Source organism: Prosthecobacter sp. (genome assembly GCF_049294395.1).
Classification (GTDB): Bacteria; Verrucomicrobiota; Verrucomicrobiia; order Verrucomicrobiales; family Verrucomicrobiaceae; genus Prosthecobacter.
This window is the reverse complement of sequence record NZ_JBAQCR010000084.1, coordinates 1-19474: the sequence shown is the minus strand read 5'-3', so window position 1 is coordinate 19474 and position 19474 is coordinate 1. Positions and strand designations below refer to the sequence as shown.

General features: G+C 59.4%; 18 protein-coding genes. 6 read left to right on the top strand and 12 right to left on the bottom strand.

Annotated features, from left to right (window positions below):
- Together WAW39_RS05635 and WAW39_RS05630 are read right to left on the bottom strand one after the other, a co-directional pair.
- Nucleotides 1-450 (bottom strand): SDR family NAD(P)-dependent oxidoreductase (locus WAW39_RS05635; RefSeq protein WP_422316648.1); only part of this gene is annotated, 450 nt, incomplete at its 3' end.
- 17 nt (nucleotides 451-467) lie between these two features.
- Nucleotides 468-872, bottom strand: a complete 405-nt coding sequence (locus WAW39_RS05630) for an FKBP-type peptidyl-prolyl cis-trans isomerase (RefSeq protein WP_422316646.1) — start codon at nucleotides 870-872, stop codon at nucleotides 468-470.
- A 144-nt stretch (nucleotides 873-1016) separates the two neighbouring features.
- Here WAW39_RS05630 and WAW39_RS05625 point away from each other — a divergent pair, with 144 nt between their 5' ends.
- The 5 genes from WAW39_RS05625 to WAW39_RS05605 all read left to right on the top strand — a co-directional run bounded on the left by WAW39_RS05625 (nucleotide 1017) and on the right by WAW39_RS05605 (nucleotide 7478).
- Entirely contained in the window at nucleotides 1017-3719 is a 2703-nt protein-coding gene (locus WAW39_RS05625) for a DUF1592 domain-containing protein (protein WP_422316644.1), read from the top strand.
- A 222-nt stretch (nucleotides 3720-3941) separates the two neighbouring features.
- On the top strand, nucleotides 3942-4931 hold the full coding sequence (locus WAW39_RS05620) for a Gfo/Idh/MocA family protein (protein WP_422316642.1): 990 nt from the start codon (nucleotides 3942-3944) through the stop codon (nucleotides 4929-4931).
- Nucleotides 4928-5890 carry a Gfo/Idh/MocA family protein gene (locus WAW39_RS05615; protein WP_422316640.1) on the top strand — a complete coding sequence of 321 codons (963 nt, stop codon included), beginning with the start codon at nucleotides 4928-4930 and terminating at the stop codon, nucleotides 5888-5890. The genes WAW39_RS05620 and WAW39_RS05615 overlap by 4 nt, the downstream gene beginning before the upstream one ends.
- On the top strand, nucleotides 5887-6696 hold the full coding sequence (locus tag WAW39_RS05610; protein WP_422316638.1) for an HpcH/HpaI aldolase family protein: 810 nt from the start codon (nucleotides 5887-5889) through the stop codon (nucleotides 6694-6696). The genes WAW39_RS05615 and WAW39_RS05610 overlap by 4 nt, the downstream gene beginning before the upstream one ends.
- A gap of 5 nt (nucleotides 6697-6701) precedes the next feature.
- Entirely contained in the window at nucleotides 6702-7478 is a 777-nt protein-coding gene (locus tag WAW39_RS05605) for an SDR family oxidoreductase (RefSeq protein WP_422316636.1), read from the top strand.
- Nucleotides 7479-7683: 205 nt separating this feature from the next.
- Here WAW39_RS05605 and WAW39_RS05600 read toward each other — a convergent pair whose 3' ends face one another.
- The 3 genes from WAW39_RS05600 to WAW39_RS05590 are packed head-to-tail and all read right to left on the bottom strand — an operon-like array spanning nucleotide 7684 to nucleotide 9681.
- Nucleotides 7684-8661 carry a Kelch repeat-containing protein gene (locus WAW39_RS05600; protein WP_422316634.1) on the bottom strand — a complete coding sequence of 326 codons (978 nt, stop codon included), beginning with the start codon at nucleotides 8659-8661 and terminating at the stop codon, nucleotides 7684-7686.
- On the bottom strand, nucleotides 8621-9172 hold the full coding sequence (locus WAW39_RS05595) for a hypothetical protein (RefSeq protein WP_422316632.1): 552 nt from the start codon (nucleotides 9170-9172) through the stop codon (nucleotides 8621-8623). Before WAW39_RS05595 ends, WAW39_RS05600 begins: the two co-directional genes overlap by 41 nt.
- Nucleotides 9169-9681, bottom strand: a complete 513-nt coding sequence (locus WAW39_RS05590) for a hypothetical protein (protein ID WP_422316630.1) — start codon at nucleotides 9679-9681, stop codon at nucleotides 9169-9171. Before WAW39_RS05590 ends, WAW39_RS05595 begins: the two co-directional genes overlap by 4 nt.
- Nucleotides 9682-9810: 129 nt before the next feature.
- Between WAW39_RS05590 and WAW39_RS05585 the strand changes: the two genes are divergently transcribed.
- Nucleotides 9811-11307: a sodium:solute symporter family transporter gene (locus WAW39_RS05585; protein WP_422316628.1), complete on the top strand. Its 1497-nt coding sequence runs from the start codon at nucleotides 9811-9813 to the stop codon at nucleotides 11305-11307.
- Here WAW39_RS05585 and WAW39_RS05580 read toward each other — a convergent pair.
- The 7 genes from WAW39_RS05580 to WAW39_RS05550 all read right to left on the bottom strand — a co-directional run.
- The gene (locus WAW39_RS05580; protein WP_422316626.1) at nucleotides 11264-12025 is read right to left on the bottom strand and encodes an SDR family NAD(P)-dependent oxidoreductase; all 762 of its coding nucleotides are present in this window, start codon (nucleotides 12023-12025) and stop codon (nucleotides 11264-11266) included. The two genes, WAW39_RS05585 and WAW39_RS05580, sit on opposite strands and share 44 nt — an antisense overlap.
- A 29-nt stretch (nucleotides 12026-12054) precedes the next feature.
- Nucleotides 12055-12435, bottom strand: a complete 381-nt coding sequence (locus tag WAW39_RS05575) for a HEPN domain-containing protein (RefSeq protein WP_422316624.1) — start codon at nucleotides 12433-12435, stop codon at nucleotides 12055-12057.
- A complete protein-coding gene (locus tag WAW39_RS05570; RefSeq protein ID WP_422316622.1) occupies nucleotides 12416-12727 on the bottom strand; it encodes a nucleotidyltransferase domain-containing protein in 312 nt (103 codons plus the stop codon). Before WAW39_RS05570 ends, WAW39_RS05575 begins: the two co-directional genes overlap by 20 nt.
- Before the next feature lie 97 nt (nucleotides 12728-12824).
- Complete coding sequence (locus WAW39_RS05565) at nucleotides 12825-13799, bottom strand: amidohydrolase family protein (protein WP_422316620.1); 975 nt, start codon at nucleotides 13797-13799, stop codon at nucleotides 12825-12827.
- 49 nt (nucleotides 13800-13848) lie between these two features.
- On the bottom strand, nucleotides 13849-17094 hold the full coding sequence (locus tag WAW39_RS05560; RefSeq protein ID WP_422316618.1) for a LamG-like jellyroll fold domain-containing protein: 3246 nt from the start codon (nucleotides 17092-17094) through the stop codon (nucleotides 13849-13851).
- 23 nt (nucleotides 17095-17117) lie between these two features.
- A complete protein-coding gene (locus WAW39_RS05555; RefSeq protein ID WP_422316616.1) occupies nucleotides 17118-18506 on the bottom strand; it encodes a polysaccharide-degrading enzyme in 1389 nt (462 codons plus the stop codon).
- A gap of 77 nt (nucleotides 18507-18583) precedes the next feature.
- Nucleotides 18584-19474: aminotransferase class III-fold pyridoxal phosphate-dependent enzyme (locus WAW39_RS05550; protein WP_422316614.1), on the bottom strand; the 891-nt coding region annotated here is incomplete at its 5' end.

The window sequence follows — 19474 nt, the reverse complement described above, 5'->3', positions numbered from 1 at the left end:
GCCCTCTTTCCCGGCGATGGAGGCGATGTTGACGATGCGACCGTAGCCATTTTTGAGCATGTGCGGAACGACGGCGTGGCAGCAGTGGAAGGGGCCGTTCAGATTGATGGCCATGACGCGCTGCCATTCGGCGGGGTCGGTTTCCCAGGTCTTGGCGTTGGTGCCGGCGATGCCGGCGTTGTTCACGAGGATGTCGATCTTGCCGAAGGCACCGATGGTGGATGCGGCGGCAGCTTCCACGGAGGTGATGCTGGTGAGGTCCACGGTGGCGGTGTGCACTTTGCCGAGGGCGGAGAGTTCAGCTTTGGCGGCTTCGAGCGCTGCGGCATCAATGTCCCAGAGGCAGACGCCTGCCCCTGATTGCAGAAGGCGCTCTGCGATGGCGTAGCCGATTCCGCGTGCACCACCGGTGACGATGGCAACTCTGTCCTTGAGGTCGATTTGATTCATGGGCAGAGAAATCGCACCTAGTCTTCCCAGACTTTCAGCAGTTCCACTTCAAAGATGAGCGTTTCATTGGGGCCGATGTCGATTCCGGCACCGCGCTTGCCGTAAGCGAGCTCTGACGGGATGAAAAAGCGGAACTTGGCGCCTTCCTGCATGAGCTGGAGGCCTTCGGTCCAGCCTTTGATGACGCGCTTGAGCGGAAATTCGGCGGGTTCGCGGCCAGCGAGGTAGGAGCTGTCGAACTCCACGCCATTGAGGAGGGTGCCGCGGTAGTTGACCACGACGGTGTCCTTGGCCTTGGGGCTTTTGCCGGTGCCGGGGGTGAGCACCTCATACTGCAGGCCGCTGGCGGTGGTGGTGATGCCTTCTTTGGTGGCGTTGGCGGCGAGGAAGGCCCGGCCGGTTTCGAGAGCAGATTGGGACATGTAAAAATGGGTGAAAGGGGCGGGCTTCATCACCGCAAGCCAGGGCGCATGCAACCGCAAATGATGCGCAATGTGGCGTTGGTTTTGGCGAAATCCCTGCCACTTTGCATGCGTATCTTTGATACCCCCCATTCCACCTTTTTCATGCTTCGTCGCCTCATCTTCGCCGCCATCGCGATTCCCTCCCTGCTGTCCGCCGCTGAACGCGGCCAGGATGCCTACAATCAGCGCATCCTGCCTCTGCTGCAAAAATTCTGCTATGACTGCCATGGCGACGGCACGGACAAGGGTGACTTCGCGCTGGATGAGTACCCGGAGTACTCCAAGCTCATCGGCGACAAGGTGCTGTGGGATCATGCGAGGCAGCAGTTGGTGACGCATGTGATGCCGCCGGAGAAGAAGGACAAGCCTTCACTGCCGGAGCGCGATGAGATCGTGGCGTGGATCGACAACACGGTGTTCTGGTTTGACCCGCAGAAGATCGATCCCGGCCACATCACCTACCGCCGCCTGAACCGCACGGAGTATAACAATACGATCCGTGATCTCGTGCTGGTGGACATGAAGCCTGCGAACGATTTCCCGCCGGACGACACGGGCTACGGCTTTGACAACATTGGTGACGTGCTGAGCATCTCGCCGATGCTGATGGAGAAGTACATCCGCGCGGCCAATGCGGTGGCGGTGAAGGCGCTGGACACCTCTGATGTGCCGCGGCTGGACATGGAGCTGGGCGCAAAGAAATTCTGGAACCAGAAGGGCGAAACGAAGGAGTGGGAGGGCGTGAGGTGGTTTCACAGCAACGCGGATGCGGCCACGAAATTCACCGCGCCTGCGTATGGCAACTACCTGCTGAAATTCCACCTCTCTGCGACGCAGGCGGGACCGGATGCGGCGAAGGTGGCGCTGCGGGTGGATGACAAGGAACTGGGCACTTTTGATGTGACGGCCCCTTATCACGGCGACAAAGGTCCATGGCAGACGATCAAGCAGGTGGTCCCGCTGAAAAGTGGTGAGCACAAGATCGTGGTGCGGTTTTTGAATGATTTTGCTGATCCGCAGAATCCTGATCCTGACAAACGCGACCGGAACCTGGCGCTGGACAAGATCGAGGTGGAAGGGCCTGACGGGCTGCTGCCGCCGCGTGGCACCCGGCTTGTGCAATGGCTGCTGGATGGCAAGCCTGCGGGTCTGCCCGCCATCAACCTCAGCGGTGAGGATTTTGAAAACGGCCAGGGCAATGCATCCCGGGACACGGGCACCATCCAACTGCCCTCGAATGGCTACGTGAAGCATCACCTGGATCTCGCCATGACTGGAAAGTACCGCCTCATCATCAAAGCGGGCGCGCAGCAGGCGGGTGGGGAGCCGGCGAAATTTGATGTGCGCATCGGCGGGAAAAATGCGGGGTCGTTTTCCATCACAGCCAAGGACCAGACGCCGCAGGTTTTCAAAACGGAAGTCGAGCTGCCGGCGGGCAAGCATGAGATCCAAGTGTGGTTTCTGAATGATTACTACGACGAAAAAAAGCATGAAGACCGCAACTTCTGGCTGCATCAGCTCACCGTGGAAGGAGCGCTCGGACAGCCGGGAGGCATCGCTGTCGCGGACGTGCATGGCCTGGTGGACAAGCTGGGGCAGCGCCTCTTCCGCCGCCCGATGCGTGATGCTGAAAAGGCCAAGTGGCATGGCATCGCGGATCTGGGGCTGAAAGAAAACCTGCCCCCGCTGGAGGCCATGGGCTATGTGCTGCGCGGCATGCTGATGTCTCCGGGATTTTTGTATCGTGGATCTCCCACGCCGACCGGAGCGGTGCAAAACGGCGTCGCGTTGATTGATGAGTACAGCCTTGCCTCACGGCTTTCGTATTTCCTGTGGTCCGCGCCGCCGGATGACAAGCTGCTGCAACTGGCGGCGAAAGGCGAACTGCGCAAAAATTTGGCTGCGGAAGTGAAGCGGATGATTGGTGACTACCGTGCGTGGAGCCTGACGGAGGACTTTGCGGGCCAGTGGCTGCAGCTGCGTGACATGGACATCGTGAATGTGGACGAGAAACGCTTCCCGGAGTGGAAGGGTGGAATGGGCTACGCGATGAAGAAGGAATCGCAGACGTTCTTCGACAACATTTTGCGAAACAACCTCAGCGTGATCGAATTCCTGAACGCCGACTACACCTTCCTCAATGAGAAGCTGGCGCAATACTATGGCATCCAAGGCGTGAAGGGTGACAAATTCCAGAAAGCGTCCCTGCAAGGCACTCCGCGTGGCGGCATCCTGACGCAGGGGAGCATCCTGACGCTGACCTCCACGCCAACGCGCACATCTCCGGTGAAGCGTGGCAAGTATCTGCTGGAAAACATTCTGGGAACTCCGCCACCGCCTGCACCTGGCGGGGTGGCACCGCTGGATGAAAGGAAGCAGCAGTTTGGCAAGCTGACGCTGCGGCAGCAGTTCTCCGAGCACCGCAGCAATGCGGCCTGCGCCGGATGCCACGCTTTCCTGGATCCGATGGGATTTGCCTTTGAAAACTATGACGCGATCGGCCGCTGGCGCGATGAGGAGAAGAAGCAGCCGATCGATGCCTCCGGGTCGCTCGTGCGCGGGCAGACCTTTGCAAACCTGGCCGAACTGCGCAGCATCCTGGTGCGTGACATGAGTGATCAGTTTGTGAAAAACGTGGCGGACAATCTTCTCATCTACGCGCTGGGACGCGGACTGGAATACTCCGACAAGCCCACGACGGAGGAGATCCTGCGCAAAGCCAAGGCATCCGGCAACAAGATGCAGGACCTGATCCTGGCGGTGTGTGAGAGCGTGCCGTTTCAGAAGATGCGGGCGGCTCCTTAGAGAACTCTTCCATTTGAAGACGACGGTGCAGATTCGCCGAGAGGACGGCCAGACTTTTGATCTGCCGATGGATCAACTCACCGCCGACTCCAAGCGACGCATCGAAGAATACCGTGCGGCGAAAAGAAACGGTGTGGTGAAGTGATCCTGAGCCCACTGGTTCAATGATCGGACCAGATCATTTTTCTTTGAGCGGCCTCGTGGCGACGTTTACTGGGAGACATGCATTCCATCCTCATCATCGGCTGCGGCAGCATCGGCGAACGCCATCTGCGCTGCTTTCAAAAGACCGGCCGCTGTGAGGTCAGCGTGTGTGATGCGAATGCGAAGCTGCTGGGAGAGGTGAGCGAGCGCTATGGAGTGCCAGCGTATGGCAGCCTGGCGGAAGCGGTGCAGGCGCGGCGCTTTGATGCGTGGGTGATCTGCACGCCTGCACATACACATCTGGCGATTGCACGTGAAGGATCGGCGCAGGGTGCGGCGCTGCTGATCGAGAAGCCGCTGTCTGTGACGCTGGACGGGCTGGAGGAAACGCGTGAGGCCATTGCCCAAAGCGGGCGGTTTGTGGCGGTGGCGTATGTGTACCACTGCTTCCCGTGGGTGGTGGCGGCGCGTGAGTTTTTGCAGAGTGGTGCGCTGGGGAAACCGCTGCATGCGAGCGTGGTGGCGGGGCAGCACTTTCCCACGTTCAGGCCGGCGTATCGCGACATCTATTATGCACGGCATGAGACGGGCGGCGGTGCGATCCAGGATGCGCTGACGCACATCGTGAATGCCATGGAGTGGATGATCGGGCCGATGACGCGGGTCTTTTGTGATGCGGCGCATCAGCATCTGGAAGGTGTGAGCGTGGAGGACACGGTGAACGTGACGGCGCGTCATGGGGATGTGCTGGCGAGCTATGCGATGACGCAGTTTCAGGCGGCGAATGAGGCGGTGTTTGAAATCCACTGCGAAGGCGGCAGCCTCAAAATTGAATCTCATGCGCAGCGCTGGGGCAGCATGAAGCGTGGTGAGACTGCATGGACCTGGAACACCACCGCGCCGCTGGAACGCGATGATCTGTTCATCGCCCAGGCGAACGCTTTTCTCAATGGCATGGAGGGCAAGACCTGCGCGCTGAGCACCTTTGAAGAGGCGGTGCAAACGCTGCGCTTTAACCGTGCCGCGCTCGATTCTGCCGCGACCGGCCTGCCCATCACGATTTCATGAACGACGGACGCAAAGAACTCCGCCTGGCGATGCTGGGCATGATTGAAGGAAACGGGCACCCGTATTCGTGGAGCGCGATCGTGAATGGATTTGATCCGGCTGCGATGGCGCAGTGCCCCTACCCTGCCATTTTGAGCTACCTGGGCAAGCAACGTGTGGAGGAGGTGCGCATCCCCGGAGCGAGGGTGACGCATGTGTGGACGGATGATCCGGCGGATGCGCCGAAGGTCGCTGCGGCGAGCCTGATCCCCAACATCGTGGCGAAGCCGGAGGAGGTGATCGGCCATGTGGATGCGGTGATCATTTCGACGGATGACGGGGATGACCACATCCGCCGCGTGAAGCCTTTCATCGAGGCTGGGCTGCCGGTGTTTGTGGACAAGCCGATGGCGACGAACATCGCGGACCTGCGTCAGTTTGTGCAATGGAACAAGGCGGGTGCGATCATTCTTTCCACCAGCGGCATGCGCTATGCGCCGGAGATGAGGCTGAGCGATGAGCAGCGCAAGCAACTGGGCGATCTGCGCTGGATCACGAGCTTCACCTGCAAGACGTGGGAGCGCTATGGCATCCATGCGCTGGAGGCGGTGGAGCCGCTGCTGGGGCCGGGTTTTCTGACGGTGCAGGCGCTGAGTGATGCCGGAGGTGATGTGATGCACCTGACGCATCGCAGCGGCGTGCGCGTGACGATTGGCGCGCTGCATGATGCGTATGGCAGCTTTGGTGCGGTGCATCTCTATGGCACGCAGGGGCAGATGCCGCTGCGACTCACGGATACTTACAACGCTTTCCGCGGGCAGCTGGTGGCGTTCATCGAAATGCTGCAAACGGGCGCGCGTCCCCTGCCCTTTGACGAAACCGTGGAACTGATGGCGGTCATCATTGCTGGACGGCGCAGCCGCGAGCAGAATGGCGCGGTCGTTCACATTGCCGACATTCTTTCCGAAACACATTCATGAAACTCCGCCCCTCCCGCATCCTTCGCGAAATTCGCGCCGGTCAAAACAGCACGGTCATCAAACTGAACATGGGTGATCCCCGCATCGTGGAACTGGCGGGTCTGGCCGGAGCGAGCGCGGTGTGGCTGTGCAACGAGCATGTGCCGAACAGCTGGCTCAATCTGGAGCATCAGGTGCGAGCGGCGAAGCTCTACGATATGGACACCATCGTGCGCGTGAACAAAGGCGGCTACAGCGAGTACGTGAAGCCCTTTGAGTGCGATGCCACGGGCATCATGGTGCCGCATGTGACCAGTGCTGATGAGGCGCGCAACGTGGTGGACATGGTGCGCTGCCGACCGCTGGGCAGCAAGGCACTGGATGCTGGCAACATGGACGGTCTTTTCTGCCAGGTGCCGCTGGCGGAGTACGCGGAGCACTGCAACACGGAGAAGTTTGTCATTCTGCAAATCGAAAGCCCCGAGGCGCTGGAAGTGGTGGAGGAGATCGCGGCGGTGCCGGGTTTTGACATGCTGCTGTTTGGCGCGGGAGATTTTAGTCACCGCATCGGCAAGCTGGGGCAGGCCACGCATCCGGAAGTGGTGGCTGCGCGCAAGCGTGTGGCGGCTGCGGCGCTGAAATACGGGAAGTACCCTGCGGTGGCCTCGCTGTATGGGCAGAAGGAGGAGGTGATGGCGGAAGGAACGCGGGTTTTCACGCTGGGCGCGGATGTGCTGGAGCTGGGCAATGCGTTCAAGAAGCTGGTGGGTGACTTTGGCGGGGCGGGCTCCGCGACGGGCAGTGATTCAATTTACCAATCCAAGTAAGCGCCATGTCTAACGATCTCTTTTCTCTTCAAGGCAAAACGATTCTTCTCACCGGAGGTGCGGGACTTTATGGGCGTGGGCTGGCGACCATGCTGGCGGAGACGGGGGCGACGCTGATCCTGGCCTCGCGTGATGTGGGGAAGCTGCAGGTGGTGGCGGAGGAGGAGACGGCGAAGGGGAACCGCGTGTTTGCGGAGTCGCTGGATCAGGGGGATGAAGGCTCTGTGGTGGCGCTGCATGCGCGAGTGACTGCGCAGCATGGTCCGTTGCACGGGCTGGTGAACAACGCGGTGCTGCGCCCGATGAAAGGGACGAATGGCGCGGCGGAGCAGTTTGCGGAATCCATGCGCGTGAATGCCACGGGTGTGATGCTGATGCACCGGCACTTTGGCAAGACGATGGCGGAGGCGGGACGCGGCAGCATCGTGAACATCGGGAGCATTCAGGGGATGATCGGCCCGAGCTACGAGCTCTACGCCGGCACGAACATGGGGGACATGCCGCCGGATTATTTCTTTCACAAGGGAGGCATGGAGAACCTGACGCGCTTCTACGCGGCGTACTACGGACCGCAGGGGGTGCGGGTGAACAACCTGGCTCCGGGGGGCTTTTTCAATAACCAGCCTGAGCCGTTTTTGCAGAGGTACTGCGAGCATACCATGCTGGGACGCATGGCGGATGAGACGGATCTGGGTGGCGCGGTGATCTTTTTGCTGAGTGATGCGTCGAGGTACATCACGGGGGTGAACCTGCCGGTGGATGGCGGGTATACGGCGAAGTAGTTTTCAGCGGACCGTTTGGGCGGGCGCTGAAGGGCGGAAGCTTTAGGAAAGGGGGTAAGCGGTTGGGATTGCAGGTGGCGCTGGGACGAAGAATTCTACGGACGCGCACAGCGCGTCCCTACCAGCCTTGGAGCTGCGGCACGAAGTGTGGTGCGCGGATTTGATGTGATGGCGCGGGGCTTCCGGAACGAGCTGAAGCTCGGTATTACTTTAGGTCTGCTGCGGGGATGCGGAAGAATTTGTCGGTGCGGGACTTCTGCTTGTCTTCGCCGCCGAGGCAGTAGATGAAGCTGTCGAGTTTTATGAGGCCGACCATGGCGGCGTAGGGCAGAGGTTTGGCTTTGGTGTAGGTGTTGGACTTTACGTCGTAGATGAAAGCATCGGCGGTGAAATCAGTGGTGTAGCCACCGGCGAGGTAGATGTGCTGATCGTCGAGCGTGATGGCGGTGAGGCCGCGATTGGGTACTGCGAGGGGCTGCAGTTCGCGCCACGAGTTTTTTGCGGGTGAGAATGCGTAGGCTTCGGACGAATTGAGCGGAGCATTTGAGGCAGCGTCGTAGTTCATCCCGCCGAAGATGAAGAGTTCGGGGCCCACCACTGCGGAGGCGGCGACGGCGAAGGGTTTGCCGGGGTAATCGGCCAGTTTGGTGACCTGCCAGCTGCCGCTGATCCATTCCACGGCATGCACGGAGCGCTGAACACCGGCGATGTTTGCCGCGTCATCGGTGCCGCCGACAAGGATATGCCTACCATTCACGGTTCCCCCGGCAGCGAGGATCACCGAGGCGGGCAGTGCGGGGAGCTGCACGCTGGTCTTTTCTCCTTCGGTGACCGAAAGTGCCTTCAGTGTTTGCTTGCCGTTCGTTCCGCCGAGGTATGCGAACGCAGTGTCACTTTGAAGGTTGGTTCCATAGGCCACGGGGCTGTTCAATTCACGGAGCGTTGTCCACTTGCCTGCGACCGGGTCAAATTCATGCATGGCGCTCAGCCAGTTTTTCTTGCCGCCCTCCCAGTTGGTGCCGCCGATGATCACGATCCTGGCATTTCTCACGCCGGACAGGAAGCCGCCGTTTGACTCGGGGAGCGGGGGGAGCGGCTGCCAGTCGGCGGCGTGTGCAGTGCATGCGAGGAATGCCACCACGCTAAACAGTCGTTTTGTCATCGGGATCGGTTGCGCGTGCATAGTGGTCGGTGTGGGGTGATTTCCAGTTGGGGCGCAGGCGGACGTCGCCTTGGCCGGCGAGTTCACCGGGCTGGCTTGGGGGTGTGGCGTCTGCTGCCCTGCGCATCTCCCACCAGCACTGGCCGCAGTGGTTGTGCTCGTGATTGATGACGAAGCCGGCCTTCTGCATCAGGGGGCCGATCCAGCCCATGCAGTGGTCGCAGTAGTCGGTGTACTGATTGAGGCCATTGCGCAGGAGAAAGCCCTTGGAGGGGCACTCGTGCATGTCGATGCGGAAGACGTCGTCGGTGACGGTGCGCTCGTAAACCGCGCCTTCGTCCGCGAGCGTGGGGCCCCAGTATTCCTTCATGCCCTCGAAGCCTTTGGCTTCGATGAGATTTGAGGCGTGGAGCTGGGAGTCCTGATGGATGGCCTCGTCCCAGTAGGCGCGCACCAGATCATGGCCGCCCTGCGCACGGAGCCATTCGAAGGTCCACTCGTAGTGCCCGCAGAAATCGTAACAACCGATCATGATGCTGGGGCGATGTCCTCCAGGTTTTGCGGAGCGGCTTCCGCTGTTCGTTTGGTGAAGCGCTGGGTGCAGGTGCCGTTGCCACCGCAGATGCGAACGGTCAGGCCGGCAGGCTCTGCGATGGCCTCGTTCACATAAAAGCAATGCTGGCAGAAATTGGGGACGATGGTGCGGCCATGATCGCGCAGGTGATGGATGGCGGGGCAGCGTTTGACTTCGAGGCGGACTTCATCAGCAGATTCGATGACCTCGACCTCGGCCCCTGGCTCTGCCTTGAAAAAAGCGCGCCAGTAGTCCGCCACGCCGTGCATCCCCTGCTCCGCCCACTTCAGCGCCACGGGGTGGTAGTAGCTGGTGCCGATGTCTCGCCAGTATTTTTTCAAGGCCTCTTCACCGTGATGCCGCTGGATGAAGCGGAAGGTGGCATTGACGGCGAAGTAGAAATCTGCGTGGCCCACCGGCTTGGTGTCGGTGTAGGGCAGCGGTGAAGGCGTCTCGGCGTCTGACATGAGGGTAGACTGGCGGGCTTCATCCATACGATGAGACTCTTCCAGTTTCTTGTTTAATCGGCTGGTTCTAAAAACAAACCAGCAAACAATAGTCTCGCAAATCGTTGAATCCACGATCATCGCTTTCTCATGACGCACTTCTCCTGGCTCGATTATACCATCTTTGGCGGCTACCTCGCGGCATCAGTCGGTGTTGGTTTGTTCTCGGCACGCGGGTCCAAATCATTGGGGGACTACTTCCTGGCCGGGCGCGGGATGAACAGCATCCTGGTGGCGATGTCGATTCTGGCAGCGTTGTTTTCTGGCATCAGCTATCTTGCCGGTCCGGCGGATGTGTACAAGAACGGCTTTGCGTTTGCCTACATCGTACTGGCGTTCTTCATCGCCACGCCCTTCACGGCGATTTACATGCTGCCGAAGTTTTATCAGTCGCGGTTCTTCACCGCGTATCAGTTTCTTGAAGAGCGCTTCTCGTTGTCCGTGCGGCTTCTTGCTTCCGGATTGTTCATCTTCCGCGTCGCGCTCTGGCTGGCCGCTGCCACGTATGCCCCGGCACTGGCGCTGGAAAAAGTCACTGGCATGCCGCTGTGGATCACGATTCTTGCGACGGGCACGCTGACCACACTTTACACCGCGCTCGGCGGCATGCGTGCGGTAATCTGGACGGATGTGATGCAGCTGATCGTGCTCTTTGGCGGGCAGATGATCATTGTGTTTGTGGCGATTGGCAAAATCCCCGGCGGTCTCGGTGGGGTGTGGGACACGGCGATGGCGGATGGGCGCATGGATCTGAGCCTTTCCTTCAGCCTGTCTGAGCGCGTGAACATCTGGGCGGTGCTGCTGGCTGGTGCCTTCCTGCATCTGGTGCAGATGGCCACGGACCAGGTCTCTGTGCAGCGCTACCTGACCGCTGGCAGCCTGCAGGAGGCGAAGCGATCACTGTGGATCAAGCTCTGGCTCATCCTGCCGGTGCTTGTGCTGTTTTACGGCACGGGGCTGGTGCTCTACGCTTTTTACAAGACGCATGGAGATCCCATGGCTGCAGGCCTGATTGCCAAAGAGGATCAAATCCTGCCCTACTTCGTGGTGACGCAGCTTCCCGCCGGACTGCCCGGACTGCTCATTGCGGCGATCTACGCGGCCAGCATGTCCACGATTTCAGCGGGACTCAATTCCCTGGCCTCCGCGACGGTGGTTGATTTCAAGCAACGCCTCTCCAAGGCCCCGGAGGGCACCCAAGCGCAGCAGGTTGGCAATGCGCGGTGGATCACCGTGGCTTACGGCATCATCGTCGTGGGGCTGGCCTTTGCGGTGTCATTCATGCCTGGAAATCTGGTGGAGTCGGTCAACACGGTGATCGGACTGATTGGCGGGCCGTTGCTGGGGCTGTTCTTTCTGGGCATGTTCACGCAGCGTGCCACCACGCGTGGGGCACTGCTCGGCTGTCTGGCGGGGTTCGTCAGCCTGCTGGGAATCTTCATGTATCAAAATGGCGCCTTCACGGCGGTGAAGCCGGCGACGCTTGTGTCATTCATCTGGTTCAGCCTGCTGGGCACGATCATCACGATGACCGTGGGCCTGCTTACCTCCGGCCAATCTGCCCCGTCGTCAGGCCGCCATCAATGATGATGGTCTCGCCGGTGATGTAGCTGGCGGCGCTGGAGCAAAGAAACACAGCGGCACCTGCCACATCTTCCGGTGTGCCCAGGCGCTGCAGGAGGATTTTCTTCTCATAGTGCTGCACCATGCCGCAATCGCTGGAATGATGAAGGCCCGCGGTGAGGGGCGTCTTGATCAGACCTGGGGCTACGCCATTCACGCGGATGCCATGATCCGCGAGGGACACGGCGAGAGATTTTGTCAGCATCACGAGCGCGCCTTTGCTGGCATCATACGCAGCGGAATCCAACTCGGCCTGAAAGCCATTGGTGGAGGAGGTGATGACGATGCTGCCGCCGCGTTTCTCTGCCACGAGGCGACGAGCAAAAGCCTGTGCGGCGAAAAAGGCTGAAGCCATGTTGAGATTCACGGTCTTGTCCCAGCGCTCGCGCGTCATCTCAAGGAAGGGCAGATCGAAAAAACTGCCGGCATTGCAGATGAGGGTGTCGAGGCCGGGCTCGGCTTCAAAGGCATGCTGCACCAACTGCGCGGGAGCCTCCGGGGGGGACAGATCGCATGAGAGATAGGAGGCCCACGCTGGGAAATCCACGGGACGTGCGGTGAGCCCATGGCACACCACGCGCGCCCCGGCCTCATGGAGGCCGTTTGCCATCGCGTATCCAATGCCCTGGGATGACCCTGTCACCAATGCGGCCCGACCTTCAAGAGAGAATGCTTTGATCATGAAATGTTACAAAATAAAATGAGAGTTTTTCAGAGCCCGAGCGCCTGTCGTGCGCTCTCGCGTATGGTCTTCGCATCCTGGTGGGCGGTTTTCATCTCCTGGGCCGTGGCCTCATTTCCAGGATAACGAACGCATACTCCATAGTCGCTGATTCGTGCTGCGGCAGGCACCAGCGCCGCCCACAACGGTTCAAGTGGCAGGGCAAGCCGGATCAAGTCGTCAACCTGATGAGTTTTTGGAATATGCGTGGTGGCTTCTTCCAGCCGTGCTTTCATATATTTCTCAGCGGCTTGCTGAAAATGGAAACAGGCATGATCATTCACCGGCACCTTGCGGCGACGAGTCAGGGAAACAGCCAGCAGCCAGTCTGATTCCGCTTTTTTGATCCGCTCACGCGTGGCTGCCTTCATACATGATTTTTCCCTTTTCGGTCACATCCAGAATAAAAGATTCGCGGTCGGCGATCCGTCTCTGTAGCTTATCACCCGGCTCCACAAGAATATCCACGGGGAATCCAGCCGGCACCTTCATGCGCATGCGAGAGCCAAGATCACGCTTGCAACGGCTCCTTGGCATCACCACCATCACATCCACATCGGAGTCTTCTGTTGGCTGGCCATAAGCGCAGGAACCAAACAGAATGATCTTCTGTGGCTTGAACGCAGCCGCTACGCTGTCGCAATAGCGCTGGATGTTGCTCATGGAAATCATGCGCCGGAGGATAGCGGAGACTGCCAACTGGTCAATATACCGATCTCTTTCCGAGAGAATGATGTTTTTTTCGCTGCGCAGGCGTCCGTCAGACGGACATTTCCACCCACGAGCCGCCGAGGAAATCGCGGATATTCGTGTGCGCAATGCGCTCCACCATTTCTGTTCCGCCGGCTGTCAGAGCCTCCACCTCTGCCTTGTAGGTGCTGATGAGGCGGACGATCTGGCCATTGATCTCTGCTGCGTAGCTGTAAAAGGGTGAATCGCTGCCCCACATGAACTTTTTCGGGTAGGCCACCGCGAGATCGGCAATGACGCGAGCAGGATTGGTGTAATCGGAGTCGAAGCGCCGGGCCTTGGGGGCGATGTAGGGCAGATCCTGCACCGCGCCGACGCAGTGGATGCAGTGGGCGGAGTTGTCGAACCAGGTGTTGGGAAGCGCCTGCACGCGGTCAAGGCACTCTTTGTCATAGCGGCAGGAGTGGGCGAGGCAGAAGCGCACGCCAGGATTTTCCTCGGCGATGTCGAGGATGTCGTGCGCCTGCGCCCAGAGATCGCTCTCGGCGACGCTGGAGTGGATCAAGAATGGCACGTCCCATTCTGCTGCGAGTTCCACGAAGACTTTGCCACGGTTCCGCAGGTGCTTGATGTCCGACTGAAGGATGGTGGTCTGCATCTTGATGCCGTAGAAGCGGTAGTCGGCGCGCAGCTTGCGCAGTTCCTTCTCCTGAGCGGCGGTGTTGCGCATGGGATCTCCCATGACGAAGGGCAGCATGCGTTTGCCTTCTTCGGGAAAGAGTTCGTAGCATTCCCTCATGAGCCGACGGTTTTCGAAGGCGTAGGGGATGTCCTGCAGGCGGCCCTTCTCGTCCTTGATCTCGTTCTGCATGAAGACGGTGACGTCCAGCGCGAGATGGCTCACGAAGGGGAAGACGATCCAGCGGTCCACGCCGAGGGCGCGGCCTTCATCGTGCATGGCCACGAGGTGCTGGGCGTAGGGGAAATCGCCGTGGAGGTAGAAGAGCAGGTCTGAGCCGACGTGGTTGTGGCAGTCAATGATCATGGGGGGGATTAGGCTTTGAGTTGGGAATACACACGCAGAGAATGCCATTTCATGGATTCACCTGCATCCACTTCACAGACTCCATACCCGAAGCAAGCTCGCGCACATGCACTTCCCAGGTTCCAGGAGTTTCGTTTCTGGCAAGATCCAGCCGCAGGATCAGCTCACCATTTTCCACGACATGGTAACCGTCAAATTCGGCAGGTGCTCCATCCGCATCACGAATACTGACAGCTACAGGAATAGCCGCAGGCATGGGCTTGCCACCAGAAGTCGTGAGCATGACGCGCACCTCGGCCACATTCCCACAAGTCGCGGTCTCTGGCACCTCAAGCTGCATTTCGAGCAGGGGAGAAGGCGTGAGCAGCATCACACGACCCTCGGAGGGGCCGAGTTTCAACGGGATGATGAGTCCGTTGTCTTCGCGTTTCGGCAGCAGGAAAGTGGCATGCGTGAGGTCATAGACGTTCACTTTTTCCTGACCAAGATTCAAACTGGCAGCAAGAGGCATCCCGGACTCCCGCACCAGACCATGCTGGCCGACGTAGGAGCCGGACTGCCGGCGGTCATTGATGACAAACAGACAGGTCGCCTCTCCACTCATGCTGGCGTGAAGAATGACATCGGGACTGTCACAACTCAGCTTCGGCTGCCAGCCCAGGTCTTTGCACAGTTGCGTGATTCTCTCCGGCAAGGGCAAAGGATGAGAGGGTTGAGAGGGCTGGTCTACGGGTGAAGCGTCTGCCACGGGACCAGGTGCTTCGGAAACGCGCGCAACAGCGCTGGCCGCCACTTGTTCCGACCAAGACGCATTGGCTTTGAGCGCCGGGCAAAGGTTCTCGTCAGCCACCACTTTCCCACCCATTTCCTGCCACTTTCTCACCTTTTCGACCACGCTGACCGGCAGTACATCGCAATCGGGCATGATCAAAATTTGACGGCCATCCAGACCGCCCTGGCCAAGACTTTCTTCATAGACAATGTCTGTTTGGATGTGGGCACGCTGCAACGCCTGCCACACCTCCAGCGTCCTTGATGAACCACCACGATACAATCCACGACCAGCCATCACCTGTGAAGTGAAGCTCTCCAGCAGAGCCACGGGTGAACGCCACGGATGACGCCGGGCGAGCATGGGGCCAAGCGGAAACAGGAGCCGTTTCGCGACATCACCAAAGGCCGTATAACTCAGCGGATGTGTGGCACTGAATGCGCTGCGTTGCTGCGCGTTCCCAGCGCGCAAAGCGAACCAGTCAGAAAGCACGAGCCCCTTCACTGGTCTCGACAGCATCATCCAGAGATTTTCTTTCAGAATGGCAGGAGCCATGGTGATCCGCTGCATCGGCGAGACGCGATCCTGCTGCAGGATGTATTCCGATGTGCCTTCTGCACCGAAGGGAGCCACCAGCCCGCGCTCCCAGCCAAGCGGCAGGATGCCAAAGACACCCATTTCACGACCATGAGCAGCACTCATGGCGAACTGCTGGTCCATGCAAAGCCCTGCCATGAGCGGATCACGCGAGTCCATGCTCTGATCTCCGATGTTCATGACCTCGGTGAAAGCACCCGCCTTTGAAGGCTGATGCACCGAGGGATGGTGCATGATCCAGGTGTCAGAGCGATCCTGCTTGCGCCTCTCGTAGGCTCGATGCCAGGCCTCATTCACAGATTTCCAGCCACTTCCCTCAGACCAAAACCAACGATAGTAGTTGAGAATCGGATGGTCGTCCGGAATCATGCGGTCCTTGGGAAATCCTGGCAGCTTTTGCCAGTTCACCGCATCGCCCTGAATCTCGACGGGTATTTCCTGACTGCTGAATTTGCGGTAGGCGTCTGCCTCCGGCACGCTGAATCCAGGGCGAGCCTTGCTGAGAGAGGACGACCCCAGCAAGACCCCGGTCCAAGAATTGGAGTTTCTATAGTAAAGTGTGAACATATTCCCACACGCCGCCATAAAATTGGCCGCATCGGGATGGGCGGCATTGATCTCATTTGGAGAATACTCTTTCCCATCACGGCCCACTTTGCGGAATCCCCGGCTTAGCATTGACGGGGCATAATCAAGAGCCGCCACAGAACGAAGCCCCGAGAGAAGACCTGTTTCGAGTTTTGGCCGCACAACCAGGGGCCGGGCTTTGTTGGCGGTGCCCAAATAGGGAGCATCATCGCTGCTGATGCCCGCCCAATGGGTGCAGGCCAGCGGCTGCAACTGGGGCAGATCAGCCTGCCCAGCGCCATCCATGACCACCGGCAGCATCTGCCTGCGTCTGCCAATGATTTGATACTCCTGAGAACGGCTGACGCGGTTGAGGCCCTTGCCCATGACCACTTCCAAAGTGTAGGTTCCAGGCTTGTGCGAAGTGTCTGGTCCGAACTCATTCACATTGGAAGCACCAGGAGCCAGATCTGGAAAAATGAACGTTTGAGCCACCCCATCGGCAATGAACGTCATGCTGGCTCCGCTCAAGGACTGAGTGCGCAAGTTTGTGCAGGTGATCTTCATCGGCGAGGGGCGATCCATTCGTTCCCAAGCATGAGAGAGGCTGTTGATTTCCAGCGCAAAAGCAGCAAACCCACGAACGCCAGAACATAAGCGCACCTCGTCGATGAGGCCTGGGAAAACTGCCGTCCCAGAGAGAGTGCTGCCAAAGCAGAGCGGCTGTCCGCCAGGCTGCAATGCTCCGCACCGCTCTTCAAAAACCTCTCCCAAAAGCTGGGAATCGGCGAAGAAAGCAACCCTGCCAGCTCCGTCATAGGTGAAGGCCAGGTGCTTCCAGTCGTCGCCAGGCAGCAGTGCGGGTGCGGAAATAAACTCTTTAACAAACGAACCAAAACCAAGCCTGACCACCATCTGCCGCAAACCACGCTCATTCGCCGGGCTCAGGCTCCAGCTAAAGTCCTCCGTTCCCGCTCCTTGCTTGTCCAAAAGACATGCTATTTGCTGCGGCTGTGCATTGATTGAAAGCTTCACCCACATTTCAGCAGAGAAGGCTCCCAGCGGCGAGTGGTGTGGCAGAGCCACAGCCACCTTGGCGAGGGCAGCACACTTGAGGCCACCGCCGAAACGCCCATCCGGCACTAGGTTCACCGGGTTCAACAGTAGTTGCGCGCCATGACCGGAGGCGTCTGACAGCGGCATCTCGTCAAACTTCCAGCAGCCCAGAACATGCGGCCCGGTGGCATCCAGATTGGCATAGCTCTCCTCCCAAGGATCCTGCAGTGGCGGAGCCCCCTGTGCGCTGAGACAGACCCCGATGAGGGCCAGAAGATACAGCATGGCAAAGCGGGAACTCATGAGACTCAAGGCATGCAAAGCTGTCACTGGGCGCCCAGATTGCGTCGTCCATTTGCAGGCAGATCCTCCACCTGCTGATGGCGAATGTAACGACGCAGGAAGGGAGGCAGTCCGGCGGGCAGATCAGGCGCTGCGCCGATGCAAGGCGAAGCCGAAGCAAGGGTGAAATCCTGATCCTGCAATGACACAAAGCCTGGATCAGTTCCTTGTTCCGAGGCCGCCAGTGTTTCGATTTTCCCAGTAAACTCGTCCACACTGGGCACCCAGCCCTGCGTGATCCAGTTCCTGCCGAGTTTTAGCAGTCCCAGCTTGCACATGAGCGACAGGTTTTTCCCTTTTGAAGTGACATGCAGGATGTTTCCAAAGCACTCCACCGTCTCCTCTTCTGATGACAAGCGGAACAGGGCGACTGACCGCGAACGCGTGGATATGACCGTGTTGTGGTAGAAATACAGCACCCCTTTGCGATACCCCGCTGTCTTGCCACTGTCGCCACCATAATGAACAAGCTGGTTGTTCCCATCCCCCTCACGCTCAATGATCACATTCCCATAGACATGGGTTTGGCGATAGGCTGGTGAAGCGTTGAGCGCGGCGTTTCCTGTGGCATCCACCAGATCAAGCTGGCGATTGCCCCCCTCGATCCAGTTATATGACACCACCAGGCCAGCGGAGCGGTCTTTGAGGTTGTTACCAGCGCATCCTTCCCGCAGAGGCCCGAAGTGATTCCCTTCAAACACGATTCCATTGCACTCCGTATAAGCGTTGTGCTCGGTAATGCTGCCGGGATTACCGTTGTCGTAAATGTGGCAGCGTTCCACACGCACATTTTTTGATTGCGGGCTGACCATGAGGCCGTTGCTGCTGTCATGAAGAGCGAGGTTTCGGAGCACCAGGTGGTCCACGATCTCCACATTCACACTCGCCGCATCTTTGGCATAGGCAGTGACACCACGCCGGCCTTTGAAGGTAAACGGAGCCCTGCCGCCTCTGATGTCCAGATTTTCCAATACAATGTACCCGGGAACGGATTTCCCCGAGGTGTTTGATCCCCCGATCTTCACAACTCCGCGCTCCTGGCCCCAGTAATTCAACTGTGCACGCGTCGTTGCATCCTGGCCGTCGATCACCGGCAGCTGTCCCTCGGGACCGGGCACGCCGCTGATCGTGATCGGCTTCGTTTCGGTGCCGCGGCAACTTAAAACCCACTTCTCTTTGTACGGTTGCGGCCGCCAGTGAATGTGCACCGTATCCCCGGGCACCAGGGCCTCCCAACGCACCGATCCAATGTCGCTGCATGCTTGATTTGGACCGACTTCATAGACCGCCGCCTCCAAAACATTTGCCGACAACAAAGCACCTGACAATGCGATGAACCGAAGAAAGAGGAAGGGACAATCCAAAGGACGCATGATCGAATTTGGGTGAGAAAATCAGTTATATTCTCCGGTGCAGGCATTCATTTGCCAGTGAAATCTCCAATGATCGGTCACACCAACCGAGCAAAGGCTTGTTGAGGGCCTTGTGCGGCCTCCAGGGGAGTTTTGGAAACGATGGCGAGGGATTCATCCAGCGCGGCGAGCATGTCTGAGAGCATCGCCTCGGTGTGGGGCCATGTGACATAGAGCTGGCTGGACATCAGGAAGCCGCGCTGGAGCATGTGGCGGATCATGTGCTGCTTGGCGGCGGGATTGGCAAAGGCGAGAGACGGAGCGCAGGGCATGCCGCCGATTTTGAGCTGGAGGTCCGGGTGCCGTGCGGCGACTTCACGGAGGCCGGACTGCAGGCGCTCGCCCATCTGCCACACTTTTTTCTGCACGCCCTCGCGCTGCATTTTGGCGATGCAGGCCAGCGAGGCGGCGGTGCCCACGCCATCGGTCCAGTAGCTGCTGGAAATGAAGCTGCTGTTTGCGGCATCCATGACCGCGTTTTTGCCGATGATGGCTCCGGCGGGGTAGCCGTTGCTCATGGCTTTGGCATAGACGGCGATGTCGGGCTCGATGCCCAGCATGGGTGCGGCCCCGGGGAAACCATAGCGCCAGCCGCTGGTGACTTCATCGAGCACATAGACGGCTCCGGCGGCATGGCAGGCATCGATGACCTGCTGCATGAAGGCATCGCGCGGGAGTTCGGAGCGCATGGGTTCCATGACCACGGCGGCGAGTTTGCCATCGAGCTTCTGCATGGCGGCCTTGAATGAGGCGATGTCGTTGTAGCGGAAGGGCACGGCGGTGCCGGCGAGTTCGCGTGGCACGCCGAGGGGCTGCAGGCCGGGGAGCAGGTGGCCATCGAGTGCGGCATCATCGCCGAGATTGGCGGCGAGATACCAGTCACTCCAGCCGTGGTAGCCGCAGAAGGCGATGCCGCTCTTGCCGGTGGC